Annotated in this window: 13 protein-coding genes and 1 other RNA gene; 7 read left to right on the top strand and 7 right to left on the bottom strand. The window is 61.3% G+C overall.

The annotated features are described in order from the left end of the window. Positions 1-3: 3 nt before the first annotated feature. Together FJ942_RS26100 and FJ942_RS26095 are read right to left on the bottom strand one after the other, a co-directional pair. Positions 4-450, bottom strand: a complete 447-nt coding sequence (locus FJ942_RS26100) for a GNAT family N-acetyltransferase (protein ID WP_140517536.1) — start codon at positions 448-450, stop codon at positions 4-6. Between the two features lie 65 nt (positions 451-515). Continuing rightward, complete coding sequence (locus tag FJ942_RS26095) at positions 516-1,379, bottom strand: LysR family transcriptional regulator (protein WP_140517537.1); 864 nt, start codon at positions 1,377-1,379, stop codon at positions 516-518. Between the two features lie 143 nt (positions 1,380-1,522). On the opposite strand from FJ942_RS26095, the gene FJ942_RS26090 reads away from it, so the two are divergent. After that, on the top strand, positions 1,523-3,085 hold the full coding sequence (locus tag FJ942_RS26090) for an MFS transporter (RefSeq protein ID WP_246679897.1): 1,563 nt from the start codon (positions 1,523-1,525) through the stop codon (positions 3,083-3,085). A 40-nt stretch (positions 3,086-3,125) separates the two neighbouring features. Here FJ942_RS26090 and FJ942_RS26085 read toward each other — a convergent pair whose 3' ends face one another. Then, positions 3,126-3,965, bottom strand: coding sequence for a MoxR family ATPase (locus FJ942_RS26085; RefSeq protein WP_140517539.1), 840 nt, complete (start codon positions 3,963-3,965; stop codon positions 3,126-3,128). Positions 3,966-4,124: 159 nt separating this feature from the next. Here FJ942_RS26085 and ssrS point away from each other — a divergent pair. From ssrS to FJ942_RS26065, 4 genes are all read left to right on the top strand, one after another. Beyond that, a non-coding RNA gene (gene ssrS, locus FJ942_RS26080) (6S RNA) lies at positions 4,125-4,280 on the top strand. Between the two features lie 95 nt (positions 4,281-4,375). Next, positions 4,376-4,963 carry a 5-formyltetrahydrofolate cyclo-ligase gene (locus tag FJ942_RS26075; RefSeq protein WP_140517540.1) on the top strand — a complete coding sequence of 196 codons (588 nt, stop codon included), beginning with the start codon at positions 4,376-4,378 and terminating at the stop codon, positions 4,961-4,963. A 61-nt stretch (positions 4,964-5,024) separates the two neighbouring features. Beyond that, positions 5,025-5,849, top strand: a complete 825-nt coding sequence (locus FJ942_RS26070; protein WP_140493122.1) for a YmdB family metallophosphoesterase — start codon at positions 5,025-5,027, stop codon at positions 5,847-5,849. 70 nt (positions 5,850-5,919) lie between these two features. Then, positions 5,920-6,687, top strand: coding sequence for a TerC family protein (locus FJ942_RS26065; RefSeq protein ID WP_140899400.1), 768 nt, complete (start codon positions 5,920-5,922; stop codon positions 6,685-6,687). Here the strand turns inward: FJ942_RS26065 and FJ942_RS28960 are convergent. Beyond that, entirely contained in the window at positions 6,635-6,955 is a 321-nt protein-coding gene (locus tag FJ942_RS28960; RefSeq protein WP_246679898.1) for a hypothetical protein, read from the bottom strand. The genes FJ942_RS26065 and FJ942_RS28960 overlap by 53 nt on opposite strands. Between FJ942_RS28960 and FJ942_RS26060 the strand changes: the two genes are divergently transcribed. Together FJ942_RS26060 and FJ942_RS26055 are read left to right on the top strand one after the other, a co-directional pair. Continuing rightward, positions 6,845-7,099 (top strand): BrnT family toxin, encoded by a 255-nt coding sequence (locus FJ942_RS26060; RefSeq protein WP_246679896.1) that lies wholly within the window; start codon positions 6,845-6,847, stop codon positions 7,097-7,099. The genes FJ942_RS28960 and FJ942_RS26060 overlap by 111 nt on opposite strands. Next, the gene (locus tag FJ942_RS26055) at positions 7,035-7,319 is read left to right on the top strand and encodes a BrnA antitoxin family protein (RefSeq protein ID WP_140899398.1); all 285 of its coding nucleotides are present in this window, start codon (positions 7,035-7,037) and stop codon (positions 7,317-7,319) included. Before FJ942_RS26060 ends, FJ942_RS26055 begins: the two co-directional genes overlap by 65 nt. Before the next feature lie 6 nt (positions 7,320-7,325). Here the strand turns inward: FJ942_RS26055 and FJ942_RS26050 are convergent, their stop codons facing one another. The 3 genes from FJ942_RS26050 to FJ942_RS26040 form a co-directional block, all read right to left on the bottom strand. Beyond that, positions 7,326-7,793, bottom strand: coding sequence for an SRPBCC family protein (locus FJ942_RS26050; RefSeq protein ID WP_140554908.1), 468 nt, complete (start codon positions 7,791-7,793; stop codon positions 7,326-7,328). 218 nt (positions 7,794-8,011) lie between these two features. After that, on the bottom strand, positions 8,012-8,401 hold the full coding sequence (locus FJ942_RS26045) for a VOC family protein (protein ID WP_224618075.1): 390 nt from the start codon (positions 8,399-8,401) through the stop codon (positions 8,012-8,014). Between the two features lie 17 nt (positions 8,402-8,418). Continuing rightward, the gene (locus FJ942_RS26040) at positions 8,419-8,901 is read right to left on the bottom strand and encodes an SRPBCC domain-containing protein (protein WP_140493137.1); all 483 of its coding nucleotides are present in this window, start codon (positions 8,899-8,901) and stop codon (positions 8,419-8,421) included. Between the last annotated feature and the right edge of the window lie 17 nt (positions 8,902-8,918).

Here is an 8,918-nt window from a genome sequence, read left to right as displayed (position 1 = left end):
TATCTATAGAAGATCATATTCGATGAAGCCGGTGCGGCGCGCGACATAGTCATAGAGCTTGCGCGCCGTGGTGTTGGTTTCGTGCGTCATCCAGTAGACGTTCCTGACGCCGATCTTGCCGGCTTCCTGCTTCACGGCTTCGATCAGCGCAGCGCCAATCCCCTTGCCGCGCACTTCGGGGTCGGCGAACAGATCCTGCAAGTAGCAGTTGTTCTTCTCGGACCAGCAAGAGCGATGGTACAGGTAATGGGTGAGGCCGACAGCCTTGCCGTCGAGGACGGCGATAAAGCCCTTCGGTTCGAACTCGCCTTGCGTGAACAGGCGCTTCCAGGTGACCTCGTAGACCTCTTGGGGCAGCTTCGTCTCGTAGAAAGCAAGGTAAGCGGTCCAAAGCCGGCGCCAGTCGGCGTGGTCGGATTCTGTGAGCGGGCGGATAGTGATCTCGGCCATTTCGTTCCCTCTGAAGTCTGGAACCCAATCCATACCAACAGAATCGGGATCAGGAACACCCTTGGCTATCCCGCCGGCGAATTATACTCGCGAAAAGCGGTCGCGAGCATGTGCAGCGCCTCTCGTGCCCTTGGCGCCAAGCCGTGCGAATGCAAAACGATCTCGGAAGGGGGAATTGGCGGCAGGCCGAGTTTGCGGCCCACCTCGACCAGGCCGGGCGGCGCGACACGGTAGGCGAGCGCAGCGACGGCGAAGCCGGCCGACACCGCGATATTGACGGCTGCGCCGCCGCCGCCCACGAAAGCCTCGTTCCAGGCAATGCCTGCCTTATCCAGCGTCTCGACAGCTCTCACGCGGTCAGGGCAATTGCATACGGTGCTTAGCAGCGCCAGGCGCAATGGCGTTCCCGGCCGCCATTCGAAGGCCGGGGCGGCGAACCAGCCATATTGAGTGCGCGACAAGGCTTCGCCGCGGCGGCTGTCGTCTTCCTGATGGACAATCACCGCATCGAGCTCACCGCGATCGAAAGCCTCCTCCAGCATGGAGCTCGTATCGATCCTGATGTTGAGCGCGAGCGACGGATCATGGGCATGCAACTGGGCTATCAATATGGACAGCTCAGGCCCGGCGACGTGATCGACAAAGCCGAGAGCAAGCCGACACGGCGCGTCGGAAAATTCCGTAACGGCTCGTTCGTGGGCGGCAAGGAATTCACGCGCCGCCGGGAGAAAAGCCGCTCCCCTTGCCGAGAGGGCCACGCGGCGCGGCGTTCGTTCGATCAGACGCGCGCCGAGCTTCTCTTCCAGCCGACGCAGCTTAACGCTGATCGTCGCCTGGGTGCTGCCCAGCGCGGCAGCCGCACGCGTGAAGCTCTGCAGGTCGGCCACCATGACGAAGGTCCGCACGGCATCGACGTCAAGACTGGTCATCTCTAATCATTCCATTTTGTCATTTCTGAAATAGAAACGCATAGTCTTTTTTCATGATGGGGGGTCATTTAAGTCATGTCGACCGCTGTGTGAAGAGCGACGCTCGCAGCCACTTCCGAATGCTCCGACTGAAAGTGACCGACATGACGTTTCCAATCGACCGAAACACCGTTGCTCTTGCGGGGGTCTGCCTCGCCTCGCTGCTGTTCGGCCTCGAAATCTCCAGCGTCCCGGTGATCCTGCCGAAACTGGAAACCGTGCTTGGCGCTGATTTCAAGGATCTGCAATGGATCATGAATGCCTACACCATTGCCTGCACCACGGTGTTGATGGCGACGGGGACATTGGCCGACCGTCTCGGCCGCAAACGCGTGATGGTGGGCACCACCGTCGCCTTTGGCCTCGCCTCCCTGCTATGCGGTCTCGCAACGAGCGCTCCGCTGCTGATCATCGCCCGGTTTCTTCAGGGCCTGGCGGGCGGAGCGATGTTTACCTGCAGCGTGGCGGTGTTGTCCCACCAGTTTCAAGACGGCAGTGAACGCGGCAAGGCCTTCGTCGCCTGGAGCGTCGTCTCGGGCATCGGCCTTGGCTTCGGCCCCGCCATTGGCGGATTGATTGTGACGCTGTCGAGTTGGCAATGGGTGTTCCTCATCCATGTGCCGCTTGGCGTTCTTGCCTTGGCTTTCATCGGCGCCGGTGTCACCGAATCGCGCGATCGCAACGCGCAGAAGCTTGACCGGGCCGGCATACTGACACTGTCGTTCGCGGTGTTCGGCTTCTCCTATCTGATCACGCAAGGGGCCGATCTGGGCGCTGGCGCGCGCATCGGCGTGGCAAGCGCGGCCGTGCTGGCCTTCGTCGCGTTCCTCGTAGCCGAGAAGATCAATCCCTATCCGATGTTCGATTTCTCCGTTTTCCGCATCCGCCAATTCTCGGGAGCGATCATGGGCGGCATCGGCATGAATTTCAGCTACTGGCCGTTCATCATCTATCTGCCGATCTATTTTTCGGGGGTCCTTGGTTACGACAGCACCACGACCGGGCTGTTGCTGCTCGTCTACACGCTCCCTTTCATGCTGATGCCGTCGATCGCCGAGCGCCTGCGGGCACGCTATCAGGCGCGGGTGGCGATCCCGCTCGGCTTGTTGACATTGGGGGTCGGTTTCATCGCCATGTGGATAGGTTCCGGGCTCGAGGGCAACTGGCTGGCCATGCTGCCCGGCACGCTGATCGCCGGCATCGGCATCGGCCTGACCAATTCGCCGACCACCAACACCACGACCGGCTCGGTGTCACCCGATCGTGCCGGCATGGCGTCCGGCATCGATATCAGTGCGCGGCTGATCACCCTTGCCATCAACATCGCGGTGCTGGGACTGCTGCTGACGCAAGGGATCGTTTCTTATCTGCGCAACGCATTCGGCACGGCTATCGACCCGAACGAACTGCGCGCCCTGGCGGAGAAGATCGCAGCCGGCAATCTCGACGGCCTGGCGCAATACTCGCCCAAGCTTGCGACCCTCGACCCGACGGGCGCCATCGTTCATGCCTCCCTGGTCAACGGTTTTGGCTGGGTCATGCTCTATAGCGGGATCGGCGTTCTGGCTCTTGCCGTCATCAGCTTTGCTATCTTCGGTCCAAAACATGTCGCGCCGCAGCAGCGAAGCGGGCGTCCTGCGCAGGGTGCTGGCAAGGTGCGCTCCTAGCAATGCCTTGCGGCTCGGCCTCAGGACGCCGAGCCGCTCGTCACCCTTGCCGTCTCGCCATGAAGGCCAGCCGTTCGAACAGATGCACGTCCTGCTCGTTCTTCAGCAGTGCGCCATGCAGCTTGGGCAGCGCGTTCTTCGGGTCGGCGCGCAGATCCTCGGGCGCGATGTCGTCGGCGACCAGCAGCCTTATCCAGTCGAGCGCCTCGGAGGTCGACGGCTTCTTCTTCAGTCCCGGCACGTCGCGGATTTCGTAGAACTGAGTGAGCGCCGCCCGCACCAGATTCTGCTTGATGCCGGGATAATGCACATCGACGATCCTGTGCAGCGTCTCGACGTCGGGAAAGCGGATGTAGTGGAAAAAGCAGCGACGCAGGAAGGCGTCGGGCAGTTCCTTCTCGTTGTTGGAGGTGATGATGACGATCGGCCTCACCGCGGCGCGGATCGTCTCGCCGGTCTCGTAGACGAAGAACTCCATCCGGTCGAGTTCCTGCAAGAGGTCGTTGGGAAATTCGATATCGGCCTTGTCGATCTCGTCGATCAGAAGCACAACCTTCTTGCCGGCGGCGAAGGCTTCCCACAATTTGCCGCGCTTGATGTAGTTCTTGATATCGTTGAACCTGGTATCGCCAAGTTGGCTGTCGCGCAGCCGCGACACTGCATCGTACTCGTAGAGGCCTTGCTGCGCCCGCGTCGTCGATTTGACGTGCCATTCCATGAGTTCCAGCCCGAGTGCCGCCGCCACTTGCCTGGCAAGCTCCGTCTTGCCGGTGCCGGGCTCACCTTTGACCAGCAAGGGCCGTTCCAGCGCGATCGCCGCGTTGACCGCCACCATCAGATCCTTGTCGGCGACGTAGGCCGCCGTGCCTTCGAAACGCATTTTTGCTCCTTGGTTCAGTACGGACGACCGTAAGGAGACGGCTTGGCCCATGCAAGGGTGGGTTGGCGGCGGCGAAGTGTGAAGCCGGCAGGGCAAGAGCGCCAACTCTCTGGCGCCAAGTCTCTGGCGCTTGGGAGGGCATCGGCCTATATTGGGGCTGACGGTCTGCGCTTCCCGGCAGGAGACACTTTTCCCCGGGGCCTTAACGATCCTTAGGGAGCTGTCCCTGGGAAGACCCGTGGGTTTTCTCACACGGCGCCCACCTACTTTGTAGGCACCCGGGATCGACTTCTCCACCGGTTGTGTGGATCGTCACTTATTCGCCACATCCACGTATTTCGTGGATCATGCGATGGAAAACGTCGCTCCCAAAACGTCCATTCAGGTCTGGCTTTTTCTAGCGTCTGCGCATGGCATCCTCAAAAGACCTGAAAAAACAGCTGCGCAAGGAAGCACTTGGCCGCCGCGACGCGCTCGATGAATTCTGGCGGGTGGAAGTCGCGCTCGATATGGCCGAAACCGCGCGCGACCAGCTTGCCATCGAGCCAGGCCAAATCGTGTCCGGCTTCTGGCCAATGCGCTCGGAAGTCGATGTCCGGCCGCTGATGTTCGCCTTGCGCGAAAAGGGCGCACGGCTCTGCCTTCCGGCGATCCTCGACAAGACGACCATCGTCTTTCGCGAATTGGTACGCGGCGCGCCGATGATCGATATGGGATTTGGCACCGTCGGGCCGCATGAGGAGGCCGAAGTTCTTGACCCCTCCGTCATGCTGGTGCCGCTCGCCGGCTTCGACGCGCGCGGCCACCGCATCGGTTACGGCGCGGGCTATTATGACCGTGCGATCGCCAAGCTTGTCGACAAGGGGCATGCGCCCCGGCTGATCGGCATTGCTTTCGACTGCCAGGAAGTGACGATGGTTCCCAATGAGGACCATGACGTCATCATCCCGGAAATACTCACCGAGAGCGGGTTGCGCCGGTTCGAGCCAGAATTGTAGATAGTTCTTTGGAACGCATGATCTTTGCCGAAAGTCATGCCACTTTTCGGGGTCAAGCGTGATGAGACTTCTCTTCCTCGGCGACATGGTCGGCAAGACAGGCCGCACGGCGGTGTGGGAGCAATTGCCGGGCCTGATCTCGGACTTCAAGCTCGATTTCGTCATCGTCAACGGCGAAAACGCGGCCGGCGGCTTCGGCATCACCGAGGAGATTTTTCGCGAGACCATCGCGGCCGGCGCCGATGTCGTCACCACCGGCAACCATGTCTGGGACCAGCGCGATGCGCTCGCCTTCGCGCCGCGCGAAGAGCGCTTCCTGCGCCCCTCCAATTTTCCCAAGGGTACGCCAGGGCGCGGCTCGGGCGTCTACATCGCCAGGAGCGGCGCGCGCGTGCTGGTCGCCAACATCATGGGCCGGGTGTTCATGCATCCCGAGCTCGACGATCCCTTCCAGGCTGGCGAGCGCGAGCTTGCCGCCTGTCCGCTCGGCGAGCAGGCGGATGCCGTGGTCATCGACTTCCACGCCGAGGCGACCTCCGAAAAAATGTGCTTCGCGCATTTCGTCGACGGTCGCGCCAGCCTCGTGGTCGGCACTCACACCCACCAGCCGACCGCCGATCACCATATCCTCAATGGCGGCACCGGCTACATTTCCGACGCGGGCATGTGCGGCGATTATGATTCGTCGCTCGGCATGGACAAGGAGGAGCCGCTCAACCGGTTCCTGTCGAAAGTGCCGAAGGGGCGTTTCGAGGCGGCGACCGGACCCGCGACCTTGTGCGGCGTCGGCGTTGATATTTCCGACCGCACGGGGCTGACCGAGAAGATCGCGCCGTTTCGCCGCGGGCCGCGGCTCGAGGAAACGGCGCCGTCCTTCTGGACGTGACATTGATATAGGGGCTCTCAATACCTAACTGCCGGCGACACTGCTCTAGATCGTAGAGGGGACGACCTCCATGCAGCTTATCGAGTTCCTGGCGCCGCACTTCGCCTTCGTGTCCGATCCCACCGCCTGGGTCGCGCTGTTGACCCTGGTGGTGCTCGAGATCGTGCTCGGCATCGACAACCTGATCTTCATCTCGATCCTGACCAACAAGCTGCCGGAAGCACAGCGAGCCCGCGCCCGCCGGCTCGGCATCTCGGCGGCGCTCGTCATGCGGCTGGTGCTGCTCGCCACCATCTCGATTATCGTCCAACTGACGGCGCCGGTCTTCACCGCCCTTGGCCACGGCTTTTCCTGGCGCGACCTGATCCTGATCGCCGGTGGCCTGTTCCTGGTGTGGAAGGCGACCAAGGAGATCCATCACACGGTCGACCCCGACGACCACCAGGACACGATGCTGGGCGAGACCGTGCAGATGAGCCTTGCCGGCGCCATTTTCCAGATCCTGCTGCTCGACCTTGTCTTCTCCATCGATTCCATCATTACCGCCGTCGGCATGACCGACGAGATCGCCATCATGTACATCGCCGTCATCGTGGCGGTCACGGCGATGATGCTGGCGGCTACGCCGCTGGCGAACTTCATCGCCAAGAACCCGAGCATCGTCATGCTGGCGCTGGGCTTCCTGTTGATGATCGGCATGACGCTGATCGCCGACGGCATGGGCTACCATGTGCCCAAGGGTTATATCTACGCGGCGATGGGTTTTTCGGCGCTCGTCGAAGGCCTCAACATGCTGGCGCGGAACCGCAAGAAGGCGAAGTCCGGCGGCGGGCATTGAGCCTGACGACATGGCCAATGCCGAGTTCGGGTTGACTTTTACGAAATTGTACGTACATTGTCGTAATCGATGGTGCTGCTTTGCGATTCGAATGGGATGCTGAAAAGCCAGGCGCAACCTTGCCAAGCACGGCATCGGATTCGATCTCGCGCAGAAGGTGTTCGATGATCCGCTTTATCTCATCGTGCTCGACGGGTTTGAAGATGGTGAGCAGCGTTGGCACGCTATCGGGACGATCGATGCCGTAGTGGTCATGCTGGTTGTCCACACATATCCTGATCGCGAAGATGAAGGACGAGTTAGGATTGTTGGAGCCCGGAAAGCGACAGCGCATGAAAGGAGGCGCTATGAGCAAGAAGGACCTTGGTCAGGAGCAGCGCAATCAGCTCGCCAAGCTGGCTGGTTTGCCTGACAGCGAGATTGATACTTCCGACATTCCAGAAGTTCCGGCGGAGAATTGGATTCACGCTCGTCGTGGACATCTTTACAGACCACTCAAGCAGCCAGTGACAATCAGACTCGATGCCGACGTGCTATCGTGGTTCAAGGAACACGTCGGGGGTGGTTACCAGACCGAAATCAATCGTGTGCTCCGCCATCACGTGATCGAGCAGGAAAAGCGTAGAACCTGAGCCGGTTCAACTCCCCGGCGCGCCCTTCGGGTGACGGTCGCCGATCAGGCCTAGTGTCAGGCCTTGTTCGAGCCAGGCCTTGGCGCCGGCCAGAACGAGCGTGAAGCCGCCGGTTGAATCGACCGCCTGTTTCGCCTGTTCGTCGCCATTGCCGGCAAAGCCGAAATTGTGGACCTCCAGGAAGGTCGCGTCACCTGGCATTTCGGTGAAGGTCCAGATCACCGTGGTCGGCGGATCGCTCCATTGCATGACGATCTTTTCGTTGACGACGATCTCGCTGGCGACCACCGTCGTCGAGACGCCATACATGCGCCACTCCCATTGAACCGGCTTGCCGCCGTCCAGCCTGCCGCTGGAATGGGTGAACCAGAATTTCGTGGTGATCTCCGGGTCGACGATGGCCTCGAAAACGTCGGAGACCGGCCGCCGGATCAACATGGCGGCTTCGGCCGTCGGTGTCTCGCGGATTTCCATAGCGTTCTCCCCTGCCGAACACGCCTTCACCAGGCGTCGGGCTCCCGCACCATGTGAACGATGTTGGCGGGGCTGGTGATCCAGAAACCACGGAAGCCCTCTCCCAGCGGCTCGATGACGTCGCATCGCTCGACGCCGGCCTTGGCGAGATGATCGGCGGCGCCCGGGAAATCCCCGGTGAACAGTCCCAGCCAGGATCTCGGCCTGGCCCGGTCCTGCTACGGTAGATTGATCTGCCAGGAAACGCCGAACCTGTCGTTCAGCCAGGCGAAACGGCGGCTGAAGCCGTAATTGCCGGTCGGCATCAGAAACGTGCCGTTTTTGGACAGGGCCTCGACGATGCGTTCCAGCTCTTCTTCGGTGGAACAGTCGACGAAGAGCGAGACCGACGGCGTGAAGGTGAAGGCGTGGTGCACAGGGCTGTTGAAGATCATGACCTCCGTGCCGCCGATGGATGCGCGGGCCAGCTTGACTGCCCCTTCGAGTCCGTCCTCGCCTGCACCGTAGCGCGTGAGGTCGAGGACACGGCTCTCCGGGATGGTTTCGCAATAGAAGGCCATGGCCTCCTCGGCCTTGCCTTCGAACATCAGGAACGGAGTTACTTTCACGGCAGGCCTCCCTTCGCTCAAATGTTGGTCTCGTTGGCAGGCTCGCCCTTCATCTCGCTGCGGTAGTAGCCTTCGCGCAAATTGATGCCGTGTTCGACATAGGCCTTCATGCAGGCCAGCATCTGCGACCAGCCCTCGCAATTGAGATAGGACTTCTTCAGGCCGACCGCGTCCTCGTGCCAGCCGGCCTCGGCGATGGTGACGAAGGTGCCGCCGTCGTCGAGCGGCTCGAAATTCATCTCGATGCGGGTCTTGTAGGCCGGCTTTCCCTCTTCGTCGGTGGCATCCCAGCGCAGCACGATGCGGCTGTCCCTGACGATTTCGTCTACTTCGACCGGCACCTTGCCCCACCACACGACATTGGCGCCCGGCACCAAGGGCGCGCTGGCACCGCCGATGGTGGTGAAATAGGAGCTGAGCTTCTTCGGATTGACGACCGCGTCGAAGACGTCGGCGACCGGTTTGCCGATGCGTCCTGAAACCCTGAAACCAAGAGACATATCCACAGTTCCTTCCT

Source organism: Mesorhizobium sp. B2-4-2 (assembly GCF_006442845.1).
Lineage (GTDB): Bacteria > Pseudomonadota > Alphaproteobacteria > Rhizobiales > Rhizobiaceae > Mesorhizobium.
The sequence above is the reverse complement of the archived record's forward strand: the minus strand, read 5'-3'. Positions and strand labels throughout refer to the sequence as shown.

Bases quoted from the DNA above. Each gene is read 5' to 3' on its own strand.
- FJ942_RS26095 (WP_140517537.1), bottom strand. From the start codon at position 1,379: ATGACCAGTCTTGACGTCGATGCCGTGCGGACCTTCGTCATGGTGGCC.
- FJ942_RS26090 (WP_246679897.1), top strand. From the start codon at position 1,523: ATGACGTTTCCAATCGACCGAAACACCGTTGCTCTTGCGGGGGTCTGC.
- FJ942_RS26040 (WP_140493137.1), bottom strand. From the start codon at position 8,901: ATGTCTCTTGGTTTCAGGGTTTCAGGACGCATCGGCAAACCGGTCGCC.
- FJ942_RS26100 (WP_140517536.1), bottom strand. From the start codon at position 450: ATGGCCGAGATCACTATCCGCCCGCTCACAGAATCCGACCACGCCGAC.
- FJ942_RS26065 (WP_140899400.1), top strand. From the start codon at position 5,920: ATGCAGCTTATCGAGTTCCTGGCGCCGCACTTCGCCTTCGTGTCCGAT.
- FJ942_RS26055 (WP_140899398.1), top strand. From the start codon at position 7,035: ATGAGCAAGAAGGACCTTGGTCAGGAGCAGCGCAATCAGCTCGCCAAG.
- FJ942_RS26075 (WP_140517540.1), top strand. From the start codon at position 4,376: ATGGCATCCTCAAAAGACCTGAAAAAACAGCTGCGCAAGGAAGCACTT.
- FJ942_RS26050 (WP_140554908.1), bottom strand. From the start codon at position 7,793: ATGGAAATCCGCGAGACACCGACGGCCGAAGCCGCCATGTTGATCCGG.
- FJ942_RS26070 (WP_140493122.1), top strand. From the start codon at position 5,025: ATGAGACTTCTCTTCCTCGGCGACATGGTCGGCAAGACAGGCCGCACG.
- FJ942_RS26085 (WP_140517539.1), bottom strand. From the start codon at position 3,965: ATGCGTTTCGAAGGCACGGCGGCCTACGTCGCCGACAAGGATCTGATG.